Source organism: Azospirillum sp. A1-3, assembly GCF_023806445.1.
Taxonomy (GTDB): Bacteria; Pseudomonadota; Alphaproteobacteria; order Azospirillales; family Azospirillaceae; genus Azospirillum.
In genome coordinates, this window is record NZ_JAMSLU010000003.1 from 566,442 (window position 1) to 587,105 (window position 20,664).

The 20,664-nt window shown below is 68.8% G+C and carries 21 protein-coding genes and 2 tRNA genes; 14 read left to right on the plus strand and 9 right to left on the minus strand.

What is annotated here, in order from left to right; genetic code table 11:
• Positions 1 to 4: 4 nt before the first annotated feature.
• Both M5E06_RS20355 and M5E06_RS20360 read left to right on the plus strand, forming a co-directional pair.
• A complete protein-coding gene (locus M5E06_RS20355; RefSeq protein ID WP_109449759.1) occupies positions 5 to 928 on the plus strand; it encodes an ABC transporter permease in 924 nt (307 codons plus the stop codon).
• Entirely contained in the window at positions 928 to 2,208 is a 1,281-nt protein-coding gene (locus M5E06_RS20360; protein ID WP_252139751.1) for an amidohydrolase family protein, read from the plus strand. The genes M5E06_RS20355 and M5E06_RS20360 overlap by 1 nt, the downstream gene beginning before the upstream one ends.
• A gap of 189 nt (positions 2,209 to 2,397) precedes the next feature.
• Here the strand turns inward: M5E06_RS20360 and hisC are convergent, their stop codons facing one another.
• Positions 2,398 to 3,489, minus strand: a complete 1,092-nt coding sequence (gene hisC, locus M5E06_RS20365; protein ID WP_252139752.1) for a histidinol-phosphate transaminase — start codon at positions 3,487 to 3,489, stop codon at positions 2,398 to 2,400.
• 150 nt (positions 3,490 to 3,639) lie between these two features.
• Positions 3,640 to 4,536 (minus strand): chorismate mutase, encoded by an 897-nt coding sequence (locus tag M5E06_RS20370; RefSeq protein WP_109072954.1) that lies wholly within the window; start codon positions 4,534 to 4,536, stop codon positions 3,640 to 3,642.
• Between the two features lie 199 nt (positions 4,537 to 4,735).
• On the opposite strand from M5E06_RS20370, the gene metX reads away from it, so the two are divergent.
• The 4 genes from metX to M5E06_RS20390 all read left to right on the plus strand — a co-directional run bounded on the left by metX (position 4,736) and on the right by M5E06_RS20390 (position 7,634).
• Entirely contained in the window at positions 4,736 to 5,965 is a 1,230-nt protein-coding gene (metX, locus tag M5E06_RS20375; protein ID WP_252139753.1) for a homoserine O-acetyltransferase MetX, read from the plus strand.
• Between the two features lie 20 nt (positions 5,966 to 5,985).
• Positions 5,986 to 6,597 carry a methionine biosynthesis protein MetW gene (gene metW, locus M5E06_RS20380; protein ID WP_109153107.1) on the plus strand — a complete coding sequence of 204 codons (612 nt, stop codon included), beginning with the start codon at positions 5,986 to 5,988 and terminating at the stop codon, positions 6,595 to 6,597.
• Positions 6,598 to 6,673: 76 nt separating this feature from the next.
• Positions 6,674 to 6,928 carry a DUF3072 domain-containing protein gene (locus M5E06_RS20385; RefSeq protein ID WP_252139754.1) on the plus strand — a complete coding sequence of 85 codons (255 nt, stop codon included), beginning with the start codon at positions 6,674 to 6,676 and terminating at the stop codon, positions 6,926 to 6,928.
• Between the two features lie 130 nt (positions 6,929 to 7,058).
• Positions 7,059 to 7,634, plus strand: coding sequence for a PRC-barrel domain-containing protein (locus M5E06_RS20390; RefSeq protein ID WP_252139755.1), 576 nt, complete (start codon positions 7,059 to 7,061; stop codon positions 7,632 to 7,634).
• A 4-nt stretch (positions 7,635 to 7,638) separates the two neighbouring features.
• Here M5E06_RS20390 and M5E06_RS20395 read toward each other — a convergent pair whose 3' ends face one another.
• Positions 7,639 to 9,054 carry an MFS transporter gene (locus tag M5E06_RS20395; RefSeq protein ID WP_252139756.1) on the minus strand — a complete coding sequence of 472 codons (1,416 nt, stop codon included), beginning with the start codon at positions 9,052 to 9,054 and terminating at the stop codon, positions 7,639 to 7,641.
• 159 nt (positions 9,055 to 9,213) lie between these two features.
• Between M5E06_RS20395 and M5E06_RS20400 the strand changes: the two genes are divergently transcribed.
• Positions 9,214 to 9,399: a hypothetical protein gene (locus M5E06_RS20400; RefSeq protein WP_252139757.1), complete on the plus strand. Its 186-nt coding sequence runs from the start codon at positions 9,214 to 9,216 to the stop codon at positions 9,397 to 9,399.
• A gap of 3 nt (positions 9,400 to 9,402) precedes the next feature.
• Complete coding sequence (locus tag M5E06_RS20405) at positions 9,403 to 9,600, plus strand: hypothetical protein (protein WP_252139758.1); 198 nt, start codon at positions 9,403 to 9,405, stop codon at positions 9,598 to 9,600.
• A 187-nt stretch (positions 9,601 to 9,787) separates the two neighbouring features.
• Here the strand turns inward: M5E06_RS20405 and cueR are convergent, their stop codons facing one another.
• Both cueR and M5E06_RS20415 read right to left on the minus strand, forming a co-directional pair.
• Entirely contained in the window at positions 9,788 to 10,186 is a 399-nt protein-coding gene (cueR, locus tag M5E06_RS20410; protein ID WP_502801997.1) for a Cu(I)-responsive transcriptional regulator, read from the minus strand.
• Entirely contained in the window at positions 10,183 to 12,624 is a 2,442-nt protein-coding gene (locus M5E06_RS20415; protein ID WP_252139759.1) for a heavy metal translocating P-type ATPase, read from the minus strand. Before M5E06_RS20415 ends, cueR begins: the two co-directional genes overlap by 4 nt.
• A 161-nt stretch (positions 12,625 to 12,785) precedes the next feature.
• Here M5E06_RS20415 and M5E06_RS20420 point away from each other — a divergent pair, with 161 nt between their 5' ends.
• Positions 12,786 to 13,346: a hypothetical protein gene (locus M5E06_RS20420; protein WP_252139760.1), complete on the plus strand. Its 561-nt coding sequence runs from the start codon at positions 12,786 to 12,788 to the stop codon at positions 13,344 to 13,346.
• Positions 13,347 to 13,419: 73 nt separating this feature from the next.
• A complete protein-coding gene (locus M5E06_RS20425; RefSeq protein WP_109153114.1) occupies positions 13,420 to 14,064 on the plus strand; it encodes a trimeric intracellular cation channel family protein in 645 nt (214 codons plus the stop codon).
• A gap of 58 nt (positions 14,065 to 14,122) precedes the next feature.
• Here the strand turns inward: M5E06_RS20425 and M5E06_RS20430 are convergent, their stop codons facing one another.
• A complete protein-coding gene (locus M5E06_RS20430) occupies positions 14,123 to 15,385 on the minus strand; it encodes an ABC transporter substrate-binding protein (RefSeq protein ID WP_252139761.1) in 1,263 nt (420 codons plus the stop codon).
• Between the two features lie 124 nt (positions 15,386 to 15,509).
• Between M5E06_RS20430 and M5E06_RS20435 the strand changes: the two genes are divergently transcribed.
• Both M5E06_RS20435 and M5E06_RS20440 read left to right on the plus strand, forming a co-directional pair.
• The gene (locus M5E06_RS20435; RefSeq protein WP_252139762.1) at positions 15,510 to 16,961 is read left to right on the plus strand and encodes a tetratricopeptide repeat protein; all 1,452 of its coding nucleotides are present in this window, start codon (positions 15,510 to 15,512) and stop codon (positions 16,959 to 16,961) included.
• A gap of 189 nt (positions 16,962 to 17,150) precedes the next feature.
• Positions 17,151 to 17,861, plus strand: coding sequence for a metallophosphoesterase family protein (locus M5E06_RS20440; RefSeq protein ID WP_502801998.1), 711 nt, complete (start codon positions 17,151 to 17,153; stop codon positions 17,859 to 17,861).
• A 190-nt stretch (positions 17,862 to 18,051) separates the two neighbouring features.
• Here the strand turns inward: M5E06_RS20440 and M5E06_RS20445 are convergent.
• From M5E06_RS20445 to M5E06_RS20455, 3 genes are all read right to left on the minus strand, one after another.
• A tRNA-Pro gene (locus tag M5E06_RS20445) sits at positions 18,052 to 18,128 on the minus strand.
• Between the two features lie 181 nt (positions 18,129 to 18,309).
• Positions 18,310 to 18,386, minus strand: a tRNA-Pro gene (locus M5E06_RS20450).
• A 132-nt stretch (positions 18,387 to 18,518) separates the two neighbouring features.
• The gene (locus tag M5E06_RS20455) at positions 18,519 to 19,535 is read right to left on the minus strand and encodes a polyprenyl synthetase family protein (RefSeq protein WP_252139763.1); all 1,017 of its coding nucleotides are present in this window, start codon (positions 19,533 to 19,535) and stop codon (positions 18,519 to 18,521) included.
• A gap of 117 nt (positions 19,536 to 19,652) precedes the next feature.
• Between M5E06_RS20455 and M5E06_RS20460 the strand changes: the two genes are divergently transcribed.
• Both M5E06_RS20460 and M5E06_RS20465 read left to right on the plus strand, forming a co-directional pair.
• Positions 19,653 to 19,859, plus strand: a complete 207-nt coding sequence (locus tag M5E06_RS20460) for a putative signal transducing protein (protein WP_109074663.1) — start codon at positions 19,653 to 19,655, stop codon at positions 19,857 to 19,859.
• 44 nt (positions 19,860 to 19,903) lie between these two features.
• Positions 19,904 to 20,626 (plus strand): tRNA1(Val) (adenine(37)-N6)-methyltransferase, encoded by a 723-nt coding sequence (locus M5E06_RS20465; RefSeq protein WP_252139764.1) that lies wholly within the window; start codon positions 19,904 to 19,906, stop codon positions 20,624 to 20,626.
• The last annotated feature ends 38 nt before the right edge of the window (positions 20,627 to 20,664 follow it).

Here is a 20,664-nt window from a genome sequence, read left to right on the forward strand (position 1 = left end):
GGTTATGGATTTCCTGTCGACCATCCTCGACATCCTGCTGTCGGCCGCCTTCTGGACCGCGGTTCTGCGCATCGCCACCCCCTATGTGCTGGGCACGCTGGGCGAGTTGGTGTGCGAGCGGGCCGGCGTGCTGAATCTCGGCATCGAAGGCATCATGACGCTGGGCGCCATGGCCGGCTGGATGGCGGTCTATCAGGGCGCCGATCTGTGGACCGGCGTGCTGGCCGCCGCTGCCTGCGGTGCGCTGCTCGGCCTGCTGCATGCGGCGCTGACCGTGCCGCTCGGCCTGTCGCAGCATGTGACGGGGATCGGCGTCACCCTGCTGGGCACCAGCCTGTCCTATTTCGTCTACCGCCTCGTCCTGCCGCAGGCGAGCACCCCGCCGACCGTCGAGCCGTTCCAGCCGCTGGCCCTGCCCGGCGCCCTGGCCCAGACTCCGCTGACCTACCTCGCCTTCCTGCTGGTCGCGGTGGTCGCCTATGTCCTCTACCGCACGCCGGTCGGGCTGGCGGTGCGGATGGTCGGCGAGAATCCGGCCGCCGCCGAGGCACAGGGGCTGAACGTCACGGCCATCCGCATCGGCGCGGTGGTGGCGGGCAGTGCGCTGATGGCGCTGGCCGGCGCCTTCCTGACGCTGTCGGCCTTCAACGCCTTCTTCTTCAACATGGTCAACGGGCGCGGCTGGATCTGCATCGCGCTGGTGGTCTTCGCCTCCTGGCGGCCGGGCAAGGCTCTGCTGGGCGCCCTGCTGTTCGCGGTGTTCGACGCGCTGCAGCTGCGGCTCCAGCAGGCCAGCGGCGGCGTCCTGCCCTACCAGCTGTTCCTGATGATGCCCTATCTGTTGAGCATCCTGGCGCTGGTTCTGGTGGCCCGCCGGGCCTCCTACCCGCGCGCCCTGATGATCCCGTACCGCAAAGGAGAACGCTGATGTTCGACCTGATTCTGCGCCGCGCCACCCTGCCGGATGGCCGCACCGGCATCGACATCGGCATCAAGGACGGCCGCATCGCCGCGGTCGAAGCCAATCTGGCCGGCGAGGCCGCCTCCGAAATCGACGCCACCGGCCGGCTGGTCAGCCCGCCCTTCGTCGATTCCCATTTCCACATGGACAGCACGCTCAGCTACGGCCTGCCGCGCGTGAACCAGAGCGGCACCCTGTTGGAGGGCATCGCCCTATGGGGCGAGCTGAAGCCGCAACTGGTCCAGGAGGCCATCGTCGAACGGGCGCTGGCATATTGCGACTGGGCGGTGGCGCGCGGTCTGCTGGCGGTGCGCAGCCATGTCGACGTATGCGATCCGCGCCTGCTGGCGGTCGAAGCCCTGCTGGACGTGAAGAAGCGCGCCGCCCCCTACCTCGACCTGCAACTGGTCGCCTTCCCGCAGGACGGCGTCCTGCGCTCAGCCGGCACCGAGGAACTGCTGCGCCGCGCGCTGGAGATGGGCGTCGACGTGGTCGGCGGCATCCCGCATTTCGAGCGCACCACGGCCGACGGCGCCGCGTCGGTCCGGCTGCTCTGCGAGATCGCGGCGGAGCGCGGGCTGCTGGTCGACATGCATTGCGACGAGACCGACGACCCGCTGTCCCGCCATGTCGAGACGCTGGCCTACGAGACGCAACGGCTGGGGCTGCACGGCCGGGTGACGGGGTCGCACCTGACCTCCATGCATTCCATGGACAATTACTATGTCTCCAAGCTGATCCCGCTGATGGCGGAAGCGCGGCTGGGGGTGATCGCCAACCCGCTGATCAACATCGTCCTCCAGGGCCGCCACGACACCTATCCCAAGCGCCGCGGCATGACCCGCGTGCCGGAGCTGATGGCCGCCGGGCTGACGGTCGCCTTCGGCCATGACTGCGTGATGGACCCGTGGTATCCGCTGGGCTCCGGCGACATGCTGGAGGTGGCCCACATGGGCCTGCATGTCGGCCAGATGACCGGCCAGGACGGCATCAAGGCCGCCTTCGACGCGGTGACGGTCAACCCGGCCAGGCTGCTGCATCTGGACGGCTATGGGCTGGAGCCGGGCTGCAACGCCGATCTGGTGGTGCTCCAGGCCGGCAGCCCGGTGGAGGCGATCCGCACCCGCGCCGCCCGCCTGTTCGTCCTGCGCCGCGGTCGGATCGTCAGCCGCTGCGAACCGGTGCAGGCTAAGCTCGACCTGCCGGGCCGGCCGGAGACGGTCGATTTCCTGCTGAAGCGGGGGTGAGGCTGCCGGTTAAAGCCCTCTCCCGCCCCGGGAGAGGGAGGGGACCCGCGCCGAAGGCGTGGGGAGGGTGAGGGGTGATCCAAGAATCCCGAAGCGCATGGCTTCGCGCCCACCCCCTCACCCTTCCCATGCTCCGCATGGGCCCCTTCCCTCTCCCGGGGCGGGAGAGGGAAATTCAAGCCACACTCGTTATGACTTCAAAAAGTCCCGCAGCGTGTCGGCCACCGTGCGCATTTCCTGTTCGGTGCCGATGGTGACGCGCAGGCAGCTCGGCAGACCGTAGGAGGGCATCTGGCGGACCAGGATGCCGCGGGCCTTCAGGAACTGGCGGGCGGCCTCGGCGTCGTCCTTGCCGGCGGGTTGGCCCTTGAAATCGACCAGCACGAAGTTGGTCACGCTGGGATGCACCGTCAGGCCAAGCTCGCGCACGGTGGCGGAGAACCACTCGCGCCACTGCTCATTGTGGCGGCGGGAGCGGTCGAGGAACTCGGCGTCCTCCACCGCGGCGATGCCGGCGACATGGGCGGCGGTCGACACGTTGAAGGGGCCGCGCACCCGGTTCAGCACGTCGACGATCCCGGCCGGGCCATAGCACCAGCCGATGCGGAGCGAGCCCAGCGCGAAGATCTTCGAGAAGGTGCGGGTCATCACCACGTTCGGGAACTTCTCCACCAGTTCCTCGCCGGCGGTGTAGTCGTCCTTGTTCATGTATTCGGCATAGGCCGCGTCGATGACCAGGATGACGTCCGACGGCAGGCCGGCATGCAGCCGCGCCACTTCCGACGCCGGCAGATAGGTGCCGGTCGGGTTGTTCGGGTTGGCGAGGAAGACCAGACGGGTGCGCGGGGTGACGCGGGCCAGCAGATTGTCGACGCTGGCGGTCAGCCCGTCCTCCGGCGCGGTCACCGGGGTGGCGCCGACCGACTTGGCGCCGATCGGGTACATCAGGAAGCCGTACTGCGAATACAGCACCTCGTCGCCCGGCCCGGCATAGGAGCGGATCAGCAGGCTGATGATCTCGTCCGACCCGGCGCCACAGACGATGCGGTCGGCATCCAGGTTGAAGCGCTTGGCGATGGCGCCGCGCAGGGCCGCCGAGGCGCCGTCCGGATAGCGATGCAGGGTCCCGGCCGCCGCCGAATAGGCCTCCATCGCCTTCGGGCTGGGTCCCAGCGCCCCTTCGTTGGAGGCGAGACGGATATGACCCTGATGCTCGCCGCCGACATAGGCGGCGATGTCGAGAATCCCCGGACGCGGCTGCGGGCCGTTCGGCTGGGTCATGGTCTGCTTACCTTCCGACTGAATGGGATGGGTTTGGGTGGGATGGGTTGGAACAGGATGGAACAGTCCCGGCGTTGGTGTTCCATCGCAGGAAATGGGGAGGCAGGATAAGGCAGGAGCCGCCCCGGCGGCTCGCCCCAAAAGCGCGCATCAGCCCAGATGCAGCGGCACGGCATAGCCGCCGACGACGTTGACCCGCACCGGAATGTCGCCCGACCGCTCCAGCAGCTTGGCGAGGCGGGGGTCGGCCTGCCCGACGAAGTCGGCGATCTCGACCAGATGGACCGACGGGCCGCCGCCGCTCATCCCGGTGGCATGGCCGGCCGGGTGCCAGGTGCAGAAACCGACCGGCGGCAGGCCGCAGGCCTCCAGCAGATCCTTCAGCCGGCCGCGGCTGAGGTCGCCGCCGATCTCGATGCTGAGCAGAGTGCGGTCGTCACCGGTCGGCTCGTGCGGGACGGCGGCGATGGCCAGCGCGTCGCGATTCTCGCCGCGGGCATTGCCGCGCCCGCCGAAGGGCAGACGCGCCACCACCTGCGGCCGGCCGGCGTCGGCCGACACAAGGAAGCGCCACCAGGGATCCGAATCGTCTTCGGCCGGATAGGGCACCACGGCGACGGTCGCCGTCCCCTCCGACACCGCACGCAGGGCGGCGGCCGGAGTGTTGACGGCGGTCATCGGCACGAATCCGCCGAAATGGTCGCGGGCGACGTCCCAGAAGCCGCGGCGGTCCTCCGGCGCATAGACGGCGACGGCGAACGGTCCCTGCATGCGGGTGAAGGCGGTGATCATCTCCCGCCAGATGCGCACGACGACCTGGGCGGGGAAGGAGCCGGCATGGCGGGCCATCAGGCGGCGCAGGATCGTCGCCTCCCGCGCCGGGCGCAGAATGATCGGCTGCGTGCCGTTTTCAGCCGCGCCATTGCCCTTGGCCGCCCCAATGCGTTCCACCACCGCGGCGCGGCGCATCAGCAGGTCATGGATCGCGTCGTCGATCTGGTCGATCTCGCGGCGCAAATCGTCTAGCGGGGTCCGGGCGGCGGCCATGGGTCAGAAAACCATCGAATGCAAAGCCGGTTAGTAGTAGTCCGCATGCGCCCTGAAATCAAAGAAAACATTGACACTCCGAAGGCCGGCTTCGTAGCTATACCCTCCCGTTCCGCCACAGCTCTCTGACGGTCTCCGCCAAGGCGCCGCGAGGCTGGAAATCCCGAAGGCCAGAACCGCTTTCAAGGCACGAAACGACATGTCCGCGCCCACCTCCGCGCCGCAATCTCCCCTGGTCACCCCGGCCACCGACAGTGCGGCCCCCAATGACCAAGTCATGCCGGGCAAGCGCGTGCGTCTGGCGGTGGACCGGCCGATGCGGCTGGACAGCGGGGTTGAGATCGGCGGCTTCCAGATCGCCTACCAGACCTACGGCACGCTGAACGCGGACAAATCGAACGCCATCCTGATCTGCCACGCCCTGACCGGCGACCATTTCGTGGTGGAAAAGCATCCCGTCACCGGCAAGCCCGGCTGGTGGGAGATGCTGGTCGGCCCCGGCAAGCCGGTGGACACCGACCGCTATTTCGTCATCTGCTCCAACGTGCTGGGCGGCTGCCTGGGCAGCACCGGGCCGAAGGACATCGATCCCGCCACCGGTCAGCCCTATGGCCTGTCCTTCCCGGTGGTGACCATCGGCGACATGGTGCGGGCGCAGAAGCTGCTGGTCGAGCATCTCGGCATCGACAAGCTGTTCTGCGTCGTCGGCGGCTCGATGGGCGGCATGCAGGTGCTGCAATGGGCGGTTGCCTATCCCGAATCGGTGTTCGCCGCGGTGCCCATCGCCACCGCCGCCCGCCATTCGGCGCAGAACATCGCCTTCCACGAGGTCGGGCGCCAGGCGATCATGGCCGATCCGAACTGGCGCGGCGGCAACTATCTGCTGGAAGGCACCAAGCCGGAGGCCGGTCTGGCCGTCGCCCGCATGGCCGCCCACATCACCTACCTCTCGGAAGCGGCGCTGCACCGCAAGTTCGGCCGCAACCTGCAGGACCGCAAGGCCGTCACCTACGGCTTCGACGCCGATTTCCAGGTGGAAAGCTATCTGCGCTACCAGGGCGCGGCCTTCGTCGAGCGGTTCGACGCGAACTCCTACCTCTACATCACGCGGGCGATGGACTATTTCGACCTCGCCGCCGATGCCGGGGGCACGCTGGCCAACGCCTTCCGGCCGGGGGGGCTGACGACGCCGGTGCGCTTCTGCCTTGCCAGCTTCTCCAGCGACTGGCTGTTCCCGACCTCGGAATCGCGGGCCATCGTGCATGCGTTGAACGCCGTCGCCGCCAATGTCAGCTTCGTGGAGATCGAGACCGACAAGGGCCACGACGCCTTCCTGCTGGACGAGCCGGAGTTCCATCAGGTCATCCACGGCTTCCTGGAGGGCTGCGCCGAGCATCGCGGCCTGTCCGCCCGCCGCCGCGCGCGCTGATTGGGGCAAGACGACCGACCATGGTGGACATTCGCGACGACCTGAAGCTGATCGCCGAGATGGTGGAGCCGAACAGCCGCGTGCTGGACGTCGGCTGCGGCGACGGCGCCCTGCTGGACTATCTGACCCACGCCAAGAACGTCGACGGGCGCGGCATCGAACTCAGCATGGACGGCGTGCGGCAATGCGTGGCGCACGGCCTGTCGGTGATCCAGGGCGATGCCGAGACCGACCTGAAGGACTATCCGGCCGGCGCCTTCGACTACGTCATCCTGGGCCAGACCCTGCAGGCGATGCGCCAGCCGCGCGACGTGCTGCAGATGATGTGCCGCATCGGCCGCCGCGCCATCGTGTCGGTCCCCAATTTCGGCTATTGGCGGGTGCGGTTGCAACTGATGCTGACCGGCCGCATGCCGGTGACGGAAAAGCTGGGCTACCAGTGGTGGGAAACGCCCAACATCCATTTCTGCACGCTGCGCGACTTCGTCGTGCTGACGGAGGAAATGGGCATCACCATCGAGCAGACCCGCATCATCGATAGTGCCGGCCGGGTGACCAGCCACGCCCATTCCGGCCTTGCCAACCTGCTGGGCGAACAGGGTGTCTTCCTGCTGCGCGGCAACGGCGGGTGACGGTTTTCCGGTGAGGGCGGGAACTTCCCGCCTTCAGGCCTGTTCTTGATACGTTCCTTTTCATGAGGCACGGATCATGACCAGCAAGCAAACCGACGACCGCCGGACCCATCCCGAGCATGAGAACCCGAAGACCGGCGAGGATCACTCCAACCGCGACAAGAACCCCGACGACTGGACCACCGGCGACGAGCCGATGACCGGCGCCCAGGCGTCCTACCTGAAGACGCTGAGCGAAGAAGCCGGCGAGTCCTTCGACGACGGCCTGAGCAAGGCGGAAGCGTCCAAGCGGATCGACGCGCTGCAGGACAAGACCGGGCGCGGGAAGTAGCGGAGAGGGCGATCATTGCTCTCTCCCGCCCCGGGAGAGGGAGGCGTTTAGAGAAGCCCCCTCGGCAACCCGGAGGCACTTTGCGCTGTTAACCAGGGCGATACCGAATCCGAACGGAAGGGTCGCCCTTATGCTCCGCCCCCTGTTGCTCCTGCCGGCCGCGGCGCTGCTGCTGACCGGCACCGCCATTGCCCAGACCACACCGGCACCGGGCGCCACCGCCTCGCCGCCGCTGATGACCGCGCCGCGGCCGGACGACCAGCCGGCGACTGGGGCGATCACCTCCCCGCCGGGGGTCAGCGGCGAGGCTCCCTCTCACGAGGTGCAGAACCCCGCGCCACCGGTAACCGGTGGGCAGGGCTCGTCGCCGCCGGTGGCGGCCCTGCCGCCGGCCGCGCTCAACCCCGATCAGGCGCGGGCCATGGTAGGGACGGAACTGCGCACCAATGACGGACAGCCGGCCGGCCGTATCCTCGACTTCACCATGGACCAGACCGGCGACCGGGTGGACCGCATCGTGGTGGCACCGAACGAGGTGCTGGGGCTGGGCGAGAAGCTGGTGGCGCTGCCGGCCGACATGCTGGGCAATGGTCCGACCGGTCCGGTGCTGAACATCGGGCAGGCGGACTTCGCCAAGGCGCCGACCTTCGCCTATGGCGACGAGCCGACGCTGACCCGACCGGAAAGCCAGCAGCCCAAGCCTTAACTGTTCAGGCGGCCGGTCGGCGGCGGAAGATGCCGGTCAGGCAGGCGACGAGGCACAGCCCGGCGCCCAGCCAAAGCACCACGACGCTGCCGTCCGCCTTGCCGATGGCGGTGAAGACCAGACCGACGGTGGCGGCGCCCAGCGTCTGGCCCAGCAGGCGGCCGGTCGCCTGGATGCCGCTGGCGCCGCCGCTGCGCTCCTTCGGCGCGCTGCTGACCAGCACCTTGTTGTTCGGAGTCTGGAACAGGCCGAATCCGAAGCCGGCCAGCGCCATCCGCCACACCATATCCAGCGTCGACGGGTCGGGCGGCAGCAGCGCCATCAGGGCAAGGCCGGTGGCGAACAGCGCCAGCCCCACCGCCGCCAGCCGCGTCGGTTCGTAGCGGTCGGCCAGCCGGCCGGAGATCGGGGCAACCAGCGCCACCGTCAGAGGCCAGGGAGTCATCAGCAGTCCGGATTCGGTCAGCGACCGGTGCAGCACGTCCTCGAAGAAGAAGGGCATGGCGACGAAGACGATGTTCTGCGCCGCGAAGGAGCAGACCGACGTCACCACCGACAGGGCGAAGACCGGCCGGCGCAGCAGATCCACCGGCAGCAAGGGGGCGGCCTGCGCCAGTTCGCGCCGCACCAGCGTCGTGCCGAGCGCCAGCGCCGCCACCAGCTCCATCCCGACCTGCCAAGTGGGTTGGCTGCCGTCCACCCCCTTGAAGCCGACGATCAGCAGCCCGAGCGTGGCGGCGTTCAGCGCGGCGCTCAGCCAGTCGAAGCGGTGCCCGGCCGGGTTGGACACCGGCATCGCCCGTGCCGCCACCACCAGCGCCGCCAGCCCCAGCGGCACATTGATCGCGAACAGCCAGGGCCAGGACGCCACCGACAGGATCAGCGCCGCGAGGCTCGGTCCTGCCGCCGACGACACCGCGACGATCATCGCGTTGTAGCCGACTCCGCGCCCGAGATGGGTGGAGGGATAGATGTGGCGGACCAGCGCCAGATTGACGCTCATGATCCCGGCGCCGCCGATGCCCTGCAACACGCGGGCGGCGGTCAGAACCGGCAGGTTCGGCGACAGCGCGCAGGCCAGCGAAGCCACGGTGAAGACCGCCAGACCGAACCAGTAGACCTTGCGATAGCCGATGATGTCGCCCAGCGAGGCCAGCGGGAACAGCGCGACGGTGACCGCCAGCTGATAGGCGTTGACCACCCAGATGGCACCGGCGGCATCGACCGCGAACTCGCGCTGAATCGTCGGCAGGGCGATGTTGGCGACCACCCCGTCCAGCACCGCCATGATCAACGCGACGGTCATCGCCGTCATCGCCCAATAGCGCTGCGGGGTCGGCAGCCCGTCCGACGCCGCGACGGGCGGCTGGCGAACGGCGGATGCTGCGGCGGCGAGAGGCTGGACGGGAAGATCTGGCATGGGGATCAGCATAGAGTCCGATCCACTCTGTGCGGTCGCAGCAATTTCGCATGAAAGCATTGCGACAGCCGAGCGCAGGGCTGGGTCTCTATCCGGCCGGAACCCCTCCCCCGCCCCCCTGTTGGAAGGAAACGCGAGCCAACAGCAAGGAGCGCCACCATGACCAAGCACATCCCGCCCGTCCCGCCCGAGGGCCGCAGCGACAAGGGTCCCGGCGAGCCGGCGACCAGCGCGACCCCCGACGACGGCGTCAGCAACCGCGGCGCCCCGAACACCAAGGAACAGGGCCAGCAGGGCAACACCGGGCAGAACACCACCCACCAGGGCTATCAGCAGGATCGGTGAGGCATGACCAAGCGCAACGAGGCGACCGACCGCCACCATGGCGGCCCCGGCAGCAGCCAGCAGAACGCCGACAAGCCGGCGGCCAATCCGGAAAAGCACCCGCATCCGGGTGAACCCACCAACACCCGCCAGTCCGGCAGCTCCAGCGGCGGCGGGGAACGCGACCTCCACCACACGCACGACCCGAAGACGAAGCGGTAGGGGGGTGTAGCGCCCTCTCCCGTCCCTCCCTTTCACCGCCGGGACCTCCCCCTCTCCCCCCCGGGGAGAGGGTCGGGGTGAGGGGGATACACAGGGCGGACTCTCGGGAATCCCCGCCGCGCGTCCCCCTCACCCTAACCCTTTCCCCGGGGGGGAGAGGGTATAAATGCCGGTGCAGAGGGGAACTTCACGACGCCAAATCCTTTAAAATCGGACAATCCGGGCGGTGGTCGCCGTGGCAGGCGTCGGCAAGCTCGTGCAGCGTGTCGCGCATCGCCTGCAACTCGGCGATCTTCGCCTCCAGTTCGTCGATATGCTGGAGCGCGATCCGCTTCACCTCCGAACTGCAGCGGGAGCGGTCCTGCCACAGGCCAACCAGCTTCTGGATGCGTTCGATACCGAAGCCCAGCGTCCGCGCCCGCTTGACGAAGCGCAGCACATTCACGTCGCGGTCGCTGTAGACGCGATAGCCCGACGCCGTCCGCCCGGCCTCCGGAATCAGGCCGATGGATTCGTAATAGCGGATCAGCTTGGCGTTGACGCCCGACGCCTTCGCGGCGTCGCCGATGGTCATGCCGTCCTTCATCGCAAATCCTCGTTCTTCGGAGGATTCCAGCCGCGCAGGGTCAGGGCGTTCACCACCACGCTGACCGAACTCAGCGCCATCGCCGCCCCCGCCAGCACCGGGCTGAGATTGCCCGACGCCGCCAGCGGGATGCCGACCACGTTGTAGGCGAAGGCCCAGAACAGCCCCTGGCGGATCTTCGAATAGGTCCGGCGCGACACGTCGATGGAGCCGGCGACCAGCCTGGGATCGCCGCGCATCAGGGTGACACCGGCGCTGTGCATCGCCACGTCGGTGCCGGTCGCCATGGCGATGCCGACATCGGCGGCGGCCAGAGCGGGCGCGTCGTTGATGCCGTCGCCGACCATGCCGACGACCTTGCCCTCCCCCTTCAGAGTCGCGACGACGGCGGCCTTGTCGCCGGGCAGCACCTCGGCGAACACCCGCTCGATGCCCAGCGCCGCAGCGACGGAGCGGGCGGCGCCCCAGCCATCGCCGGTCACCATCACCGGTTCCACCCCCTGGGCCTTCAGCGAGGCGACGGCGGTGATCGCGCTGTCCTTCACCGTATCGCCGAAGGCAACGAGGCCGAGCAGGCGCGGCGTCTCGCCGAGTTCGATCAACCAGGACAAGGTGCGGCCGGTCGCCGCCAGCGCCTCGGCCGGTTCAGCCAGCGGACCGGGCTGCAGGCCGGCCTCTTCCACCGCACGGGCGTTGCCGAGCTGCAGGCGGCGCCCCGCCACCGTGCCGGAAACGCCACGGCCGGCCAGGGCGCGGAAGTCCGTGACCGCCTCCGCCGCCATGCCCGCCGCCTTGGCGCGGTCGCGCAGCGCATGGGCCAGCGGATGCTCGCTGCCGGTCTGGAGCGCGGCGGCGAGGCGCAGCAGGGTCTCGCCATCGGTATCCTCGGCCGGGATCAGGTCGGTGACGCGGGGCTTGCCCTCCGTCAGCGTGCCGGTCTTGTCGAAGGCGACGGCGGTCAGGGCATGGGCGCGCTCCAGCGCCTCGGCGTCCTTGATGAGAATGCCATGGCGGGCGGCGACGCCGGTGCCGACCATGATGGCGGTTGGCGTCGCCAGACCGAGCGCGCAGGGGCAGGCGATGACCAGCACCGAGACGGCGGTGACGATGGCCGCCTCCAGATCACCGCCAACGATCCACCATCCGATCAGCGTCAGCGCCGCCACCGCCAGCACCGCCGGAACGAACACGGCGCTGACCCGGTCGACCAGCCGCTGGATCGGCGCCTTGGACGCCTGGGCGCCTTCCACCATGCGGACGATCTGCGCCAGCATGGTTTCGGTGCCGACCGCCGTGGTCTCGACCACCAGCAGGCCGTCGCCGTTGATCGAACCGCCGGTGACGCGGGCGCCCGGCTCCTTGTCGACCGGCAGGCTCTCGCCGGTCAGCATCGATTCGTCGACTCCGCCCGAACCCTCGACCACCCGGCCGTCGACCGGCACTCGCTCGCCGGGGCGGACCACCACATGGTCGCCGACATGGACACGCTCCACCGGCACCTCGGTCTCCACCCCGTCGCGGCGCAGGCGGGCGGTGGCGGGGCGCAAATCCATCAGCGCGCGGATCGCCGCCGCGGTCTGGCCCTTGGCCCGCGCCTCCAGCCATTTGCCGAACAGCACGAAGGTGATGAGGACGGAGGAGGCTTCGAAATACAGATGCGGCTCGTGCCCGTCATGCGCCGTCAGCATCAGATAGAGGCTGAGCCCCCAGGCCGCCGAGGTGCCAAGCGCCACCAGCAGATCCATGTTGCCGGCCCCCGCCCGCACCGCGTTCCAGCCGGCGCGGTAGAAACGGGCGCCGAGCCAGAACTGCACGATGCTGGCAAGGATCAGTTGGACCCAGCCCGGCAGCATCCAGTTCGCCCCGAACAGGTCGCCGACCATGCCGGCCAGCAGCGGCGCAGACAGCGCCGCGGCGATCAGCACATGGTGCAGCTCGCGCCGGCTGCGGTCGGCCCGCGCCTCCTCCTCCGCCTGTTCGCCGCCCTGGCCGACGGGGGCGGCGCCATAGCCGACCTTCTCCACCGCCGCGACCAGATCGGCGGTGTCGACGCTGCCGGCGAAGGCGACGACATGGGCGCGCTCGGTCGCCAGATTGACCGAAGCGGAGTCGACGCCCGGCAGCCGGCTCAGCGCCTTCTCCACCCGGCCGGAACAGGAGGCGCAGGTCATGCCGGTGACCGACAGGTCGAACTCCCGCTTTTCGGCATGGTAGCCGGCGGCCTCGACCGCGTCCGCCGCGGCCTTGACGTCCGGCGGACCGGCGAAGGTCAGGCGCGCCCGCTCCGTCGCCAGATTGACCGAGACGGCGGTGACGCCCGGCACCCGGCCCAGCGCCTTCTCCACCCGGCGGACGCAGGAGGCGCAGGTCATGCCCGATACGCCGAGGTCGAGTTCGGCAGGAGCCGTTGGGCTGATGCTGTGCTGGGTCGTGGTCATGCCGGTTCTCCTTCGATTCCGCTCGGCATGGAATGATATGGGGCTTCCAGCCATTGGAAGGTCAAGGGGCTGATCGACGCATATTCGTGACCCATGAACAAAACAGCGGACGAGGCGTTCGTGTCCTGACCACCGATCAACCACGCGAAGGGATTGCCCCCTTGACCCGCCTGACCATCGCCGAGGCGCAGAGCCGCGTTTCCCATATGCTGACCCATGACGTGATCGAGGATCTGCGCGCCGTGGAGTATGAGACGCCGCCGCTGGCCGACGCCCCGTCCGCCACGCCGCTGGCCGAATTGCGGCGGGCGGCGGTCAGCTTCAGCCATGCTCCGGGCTCGCCCGACTGCCTGTACCGCATCGGCGCCTTCGGCGATTCGCTGCTGATGCGGCTTCAACTGAATGTCTGGCGCTTTGTCGCCATCTATCAGGTGCCGGTGAAGGACCCCATCGACAGCAACACCATCGCCCCGCATTTCGAACGCTGGGCCATCGGCGCCGGCCATGCCGGCTGGACCATCGGCTGGCGCGACGGCGTCGATCCCTGGGACCATGACCTGCGGGTGGTGGAGACCTATTGCTACGCCATGCTGCCGGAAGGCTTCCTGGACGAGCCGCTGACCCAGCTCTATTGGCGCACCGACCTGTTGCAGATGACCCGCGCCTTCATGCTGGAAGCACGGCGGATGGGCATCCGGCTGTCGGCCCCCGATTCGGTGTAGCGGAGGTTTCGCTTGGCGCGGCGGGGGCGGCTGTGCTCAATCGGTGGGCAGACGTTCTCAGCAGAGCCAGACCATGCCGCCGCTTCCCATTCCGATGCCGACCGATCTCTCCGTCCTGCTGACGGTGATGGATTTCATCGGCGTGTTCGTCTTCGGCCTCAGCGGCGGCACGCTGGCGGTGCGCAAGCGGCTGGACCTGTTCGGGGTGATGGTGCTGTCGCTGGCCGCAGCACTGGCGGGTGGCGTGGTGCGCGACCTGCTGATCGGCGCGCTGCCGCCGGCCAGCCTGCAGGACGACCGCTATCTGATGGTGGCTCTCGCCGCCGGGATGGCCGCCTTCCTGTTCCACGGCCCGATCAACCGGCTGGGCAAGCCGGTGATGGTGCTGGACGCCGCCGGGCTCGGGCTGTTCACCGTCGCCGGATGCGGCAAGGCGCTGGCCTATGGGCTGAGCCCGCTGCCGGCCGCCCTCTTGGGCGTGATGACCGCCTGCGGCGGCGGGGCGGTGCGCGACCTGCTGGTCGCCGAGGTGCCCCGGGTTCTGCGCGAGGAGATCTACGCCATGGCCTCGCTGCTGGGGGCCGCGGTGGTGATCGCCGGCAATCGTCTGGATCTGCCGCCGGTGCCGGTCGCCGTGGCCGGCGCGCTCGCCGTGTTCGTGCTGCGCGTGGTCAGCGTTCTGCGCAACTGGAGCGCGCCGCGGGCACCGGGGAGTTGAGGGGGCTCTTAAATCTCCCTCTCCCGGGGCGGGAGAGGGAGGTTTACAGGGTCGTGAATTACGCCCGCTTGCCCCAGCCCGGCATCGGGAAGACCGGGTCGGCTTCGGCCGAGGCCTTCGGCAGGACCACGGTCGGGCGCAGCTTGTGGTTCTGGATGCAGGCGGAGATCAGGTTGGTGTTCTGGCCCTTCTCGTCGAAGGTGATCGCCGGGCCGACCATCAGCTTGTCCGACAGGTTGGTCTGGCGCAGAGCCGCCAGCATCGCCGAGGCCTCCGCCGTGCCGGCGCGCTTGAAGGCGTCGGCGGCGATCAGGATCGCCTCGAAGGTGAAGGCGACGTTGAAGGCATAGCCCTCGAAGCGGTCGTTCGGGAACTGCTTCTTGAAGGCCGCCTCGACCCGCTTGGTCATCGCCGCCTTGGGATCGTACCAGGGCAGGTTGGTGATGGCGTAGTCGGCGTATTTGCCCAGCACCTTGTAGAACTGTTCGTCATACAGGCCGGGCGAACCGGGCGAGACGATGCCCTTCGGCTCCCACCGCTGCTTCACCATCTCGCGCACCATCATGATGGCGTCGTTGGCGCGGGTGGTGACGATGGCAAGTTCGGCGCCGGTGGCCTTGGCCTTCGCCACCTCGACCGCCAGATCCTGCGCCCGCGGGTCGTAGGAGATCGATTCGACGATCTGGAACGGCATGTCCAGCTTGGGGAACAGCGCGTCGATGGCGGCCTTGTTCGCCATGCCGAAGGTGTCGTTGGCGTGCAGGAAGACGGCGGTCTTCGGCGTGGTGCCTGTGGCGGCGAACAGGTCCTTCATCAGCGACATCCCGTTCGACACCAGCATGGTGGAGGTCGGGAAGTTGCGGAAGACGGTCTTGTAGCCCTGCTCCGTCAGCTTGTCGGCGGCGGCGATGTTCATCACCAGCGGCACCCCGCGCTGCTCGCAGACTTGGGCGGCGGCGGCAGTCTGGCCGCTGTCGAAGGCGCCGACGATGACATGGGCGCCGTCGTTGATCAGCTTTTCCGTGCGCGAGCGGGCGACGTCGGCGTTCGATTCGGTGTCGGCCGACATCACCTCGACCTTGTAGCCGAGGTCGGACAGCACCGCCGGCGCGATGTCGGCGCCGCGCTGGCAGGCCTGACCCGCCTGGGCCAGCAGGCCGGAGCGCGGCAGCAGCACGCCGACCTTCAGCGTGGTGTCCTGCGCGAAGACCGGGGCGCGGCCGAAGCCGGCCAGCACGCCGCCGGCAATGGCGGCCTGCCCCAGCGTGCGGCGGGTAAGGGCGAGTCCTCCGGTGGAACGGTTCTTATGATCGTTGGTCATGATGCTGCGGATGCCTTTTGGCTGGTCGCAAAGCGGTTTGGTTCGACCGAAGAGTCCACCGCCGGCCCCCTCCGTGTCAAAGTGGAATCGTCGAAGTCCTTCAATACGCAACGGAATGACCTTCATGCCCAACGGCAGCCGGACCGTCACCCTCGACGAGGCGCTCGCCATCGCGCTCGACCACCTGAAATCCGGGCGCCTGGACGAGGGGGAGGACCTCTATGCCCGAATCCTCGACGCCGACCCCGGCAATGCCGAGGCGCTGCACCGGATGGGCTTCATCGCCGGCCGCCGGGGCGACATGGAACGGGCGCTGGATCTGCTGAGCCGCTCGGTGGAGCGGGTGCCCGATGCCGATGCGTTGTTCAATCTGGGGACCCTGCACCACCGCGCCCTGCGGACGGAGGAGGCCATCGTCGCCTACCGCCGCGCCCTGGCGCTGCGCCCGGACTTCCCCGATGCCGAATATCACCTGAGCGAGGCCCTGCAGGGCGCCGGCCGCCTGGACGAGGCGCTGGCGGCGCTGGACACGTTGTTGGGGCGCCACCCCCATTATCCCGCCGGCTGGCGCCAGCATGGCGACATCGAAGCGGATCTGGGCCGGCCCGGCGCGGCGGTGCATTTCTATGAGATGGCGCTGGCGCTGAATCCAGCCGACGACCTGTCCCGCGAGCGGCTGGCCCGGCAGGAGGAGGCCTTCCGCATCCGCCGCGCGGCGATGGCGGCGCGGCTGCCGGACGGACGGCACGACCTGCGCGACACCACCATCCTGATCCCGTTCCGCGCCGACAGCGACGACCGCCGGCGCAACCTGCGCTGGATCGTCGGCTTCCTGCTGAAGCATGTCGACGCCACCCTGCTGATCGGCGAGGACAAGGACGGGCCGAGCGACGTGCCGGACGCGCTCGGCCCCGAACTGGCCGCCCGCTGCCGCCACCTGCACCTGCGCGGCAACGACACGCCCTTCACCCACAAGGCCCACCTCATCAACCGCATGGCCGAGGCGGCCGACACGCCCATCGTCGCCCTGCACGACACCGACATCGTGGTGGACCCGGTGCAGTATGTGCTGGCGCGCGACGCCGTCCGGCGGGGCGGCGGGCTGGTCTTCCCGTACAATGGGCTGTTCTTCTGGATCATGGGCCGGGAGGTCCTGCGCTTCGGCTACACCCTGTCGGCGGCGCCGCTGAACGCCGTCTGCCCACGCTTTCCGCTGATGCACCGCAATTCCCCCGGCGGCGGCGCCTTCTTCGACCGGGAGCGGCTGCTCGCCAACGGCGGCTATAACGAGGCCTTCCTGTCCTGGGGCTTCGAGGATGACGAGATCGTCGAGCGCTTCCGCCGGCTGGGGCTGAGCGTCGAGCGGGTGCCGGGACCGCTCTACCATCTGGAGCATGCACGGCCGGCGAACTCGTCGGAGCAGAACCCCTTCTTCGAGGCCAACCGGGCGGAGCTGGAGCGCGTGCGCAATGCGGACGGCGAGGCGCTACGCGCCGACATCGCCGCCGGGCGGCTGCGCCGGCCGCTGCTGTCGTCGCGCGATCTTCCGCCACCGGTCGCATCGCCGTTCGACTGAAAGCGGCGCAAATGCGGTGCAACGCCGGGAACCCCTTGAAGGGGCAACGGCCCGGACACAGGTGAGAGGGCAGGATGTGACGAATTCGAGAACGATCTCGTGTTGAGCTTGGCACGCAAACTGTGGGCGGAGGCCATTTCTGGCGCTCCCTCGGCCGGTCCTTTTGGCGGCCGGGCGGGACCGGCATCAGTGCCGCGCGGCATGCGCGTCTATGCGGTCGGCGACATCCATGGCCGGCTCGACCTGCTCGAGCAGATGCTGGGCCAGATCGCCCGCGATGCCGAACAAGCGCCGAACCTGCTGAAATACCTCGTCTTCCTCGGCGACTATGTCGACCGCGGCCCGGATTCGCGGCTGGTGATCGAACGGCTCGCCTGCGGGCTGCCGCCGGCCTTCGGCGCGGTGTTCCTGCGCGGCAACCACGAGGACACCATGCTGGGCTTCCTGTCGGACCTGCGCGTCGCACCCGGCTGGCTGACCTATGGCGGCGATGCGACGCTGGAAAGCTACGGCATCCCCGCCCCCGATCCCGATGCGCCGACGGAGCATCTGCAGCAGGCGCAGATGATGCTGAACAGCCTGCTGCCGGCTCACCACCGCGCCTTCCTGACCGGTCTGCGCTGCCATCTGACCATCGGCGACTATCATTTCGTCCATGCCGGCGTCCGCCCCGGCGTCCCGCTCGACCGGCAGGAGGACCAGGACCGGCTGTGGATCCGCGAGGCCTTCCTGGCGTCACGAGCCGATCACGGCAAGGTGGTCGTCCACGGCCACACCATCGCGCCGGAGCCCGAACTGCTGTCCAACCGCATCGGCATCGACACCGGCGCCTACGCCACCAACCGCCTGACCGCCCTGGTGCTGGAGGGGACGGACCGGCGGTTCCTGTGCACGGTGTGAGAGTTTCGGCGCGGTTGCCCCCTCCCTAACCCTCCCCCGCCTTTGGCGGTGGAGGGGACTGCCGCCGCTTCGCATAAGGCACCCTCTCCCTCGAAGAGGGGGAGGGTTGGGGAGGGGGCAGAGCACCTCGCCAAACGCCCACCCCCAACGACAAAGGGCTCCCGGATCACTCCGGAAGCCCTTGTCTTTGTGGTCGGAGAGAGAGGATTCGAACCTCCGGCCCCTGCCTCCCGAAAGCAGTGCTCTACCAGGCTGAGCTACTCTCCGGTCCTGTCACCGGCGGGCGGTGTCGTCCGCCGGTGGAGCGGGTGTATAAACGGTTCCGGCCGGCTGCGCAATGCAAAGTCACAGCCTGACCACTGCATTTTTGCCATGCTGTTTTGCCATACCGAACGGAACCCTGAAACGACGAAGGGCTCCCGGATCACTCCGGAAGCCCTTGTCTTTGTGGTCGGAGAGAGAGGATTCGAACCTCCGGCCCCTGCCTCCCGAAAGCAGTGCTCTACCAGGCTGAGCTACTCTCCGATCATGGCACCGGCGGGCGGTGTCGTCCGCCGGTGGAGGGGGTGTATAAACGCTCACGCTCCGGCGCGCAACGCAAAAAATGCGTCATCGGCCAAAAAGATCCGACCCCCTCCCGGCCTGGCGGAAATGCCGTCAGAAATCGCGATCGATCACGAAATCAATGACTTCCAGCAGGGCTTGCTTGATCGGCCCGTCGGCGAACAGGCCAAGGCTGTCGCGGGCGATGGAGCCGTAATGGCGCGCCCGTTCCACCGTGTCCTTCAGGGCGTTGTGGCGGGCCATCAGCGCCTGGGCACGCTCCAGGTCGCCGTCCTTCTGGTCGAGATCCTCCATCACCCGGCGCCAGAAGGCGCGTTCCTCGTCGTTGCCGCGGCGGAAGGCCAGCACGACCGGCAGGGTGATCTTGCCCTCGCGGAAATCGTCGCCGACCGTCTTGCCCAGCTTCGCCTGCAGGGCCGAGTAATCCAGAACGTCGTCGACCAGCTGGAAGGCGATGCCGAGATTCATGCCGTAGTCGTAGAGCGCCAACTCCTCCGCCTGCGGGCGGTTGGCGACGACGGCGCCGACGCGGCAGGCGGCGGCGAACAGCTCGGCCGTCTTGCCCTTGATGACCTCGAGGTAGGCCTGCTCGCTGGTCTCGGTGTCGTTGGTGGTGCGCAGCTGCAGCACCTCGCCCTCGGCGATGATGGCCGAGGCGCCGGACAGGATGCGCAGCACGTCGAGCGACTGCACCTCCACCATCATCTCGAAGGCGCGGGAGAACAGGAAATCGCCGACCAGCACGCTGGCCTTGTTGCCGAACACCGCGTTGGCCGAGGCCATGCCGCGGCGCAGGTCGCTTTCATCGACCACGTCGTCGTGCAGCAGGGTGGCGCTGTGGATGAACTCCACCACCGCGGCCAGCAGCCGGTGATGCTCCCCCTGATAGCCGCACATGTTGGCGGCGGCGAGCGTCAGCACCGGGCGCAGGCGCTTGCCGCCGGCCGCGATCAGATAGCCCGCCAGCTGCGGAATCATCTCGACCTGCGACTGCATGCGGTCGAGGATGATCTGGTTGACGGCGCTGAGGTCCTCGGCCACCAAAGCGGTCAGGTCGTCGAGCGGGGTAGACTTGCGCCGTTTCGGCTCGAAGTTGGTCACGACCGCCAAGGTCGACTCCACGGGTGATTGACGCCAGAATTTGCGCTAGGGAGCATAACGGCCTAGCCTGTTCGGTCAAGTCCGCAGGGGACCGTTCTTTCGAGACGCCCGTTCTTCCGAGACGCCATGACCGAACTGCTGCGCACCACCGACCCCGTCCGCCTGTCCTGGCTGGTCGCCCTGCTGGCCGATGCGGGCATCGAGGCCATCGTGCTGGACAGCTACACCAGCATCCTGGAAGGCTCCATCGGCGCCATTCCCCGGCGGCTGATGGTCGGCACGGAGGACGCCGCACAGGCCGTCCGCATCCTGCGCGAGGCCGGCGAAGCGTGAGCGGCCATATCGTTCCACTTCCAGAACGAAGCCTGGAAACGCCCGTGGATTTCCTGCTGAACGGGCGGGTGAAGCTGCACCAGCCGGACGGCGGCTATCGCGCCGCCATCGATCCGGTCTTCCTCGCCGCCATCACCGCCGCCGCCGCCGGCGAGCGGGTGCTGGATGTCGGAACCGGCACCGGGGCTGCGGCACTGTGCCTCGCCGTCCGGGTGCCGGGCGTGGCGGTGGTCGGGCTGGAACAGCGGGCCGACGCCTGCGACTTCGCCCGCCGCAATGCCGCGCTCAGCGGCGTCGCGGAGCGGGTGACGGTGGTCGAAGGTGACCTGATGGCCCCACCCGAGGCTCTCGGCACCGTCGGATTCGATCGTGTAATGATGAATCCGCCCTATCTGAAGGCCGGTGCCGCCAGTGTTCCGCCCGATGACTGGAAGGCCGCGGCGAATGTGGAAGGCGCGGCAGGGCTGGGCGACTGGGTGCGCTTCGCCGACCGCATGCTGAAGCCGCGCGGCACGCTGACGATGGTCCACCGCGCCGACCGGATCGACGACATCCTGCACGCGCTGCGCGGCCGGTTCGGCAGCCTCGTCCTGGTGCCGCTGTGGCCCAAGCCGGGGGTGGAGGCCAAGCGGCTGCTGCTGGTCGCCCGCAAGGGCGGCAAGGCGCCCGCCCGGCTGACCGCCGGCCTGACCGTGCACAAGGCCGAAGGCGGCTACAGCCCAGCGGCGGAGCGGGTGCTACGCGACGCCGAACCGCTCACGATTTAGCGGGGCCAATTTAGCAGGAACGGAGCCTTTCAATCGGG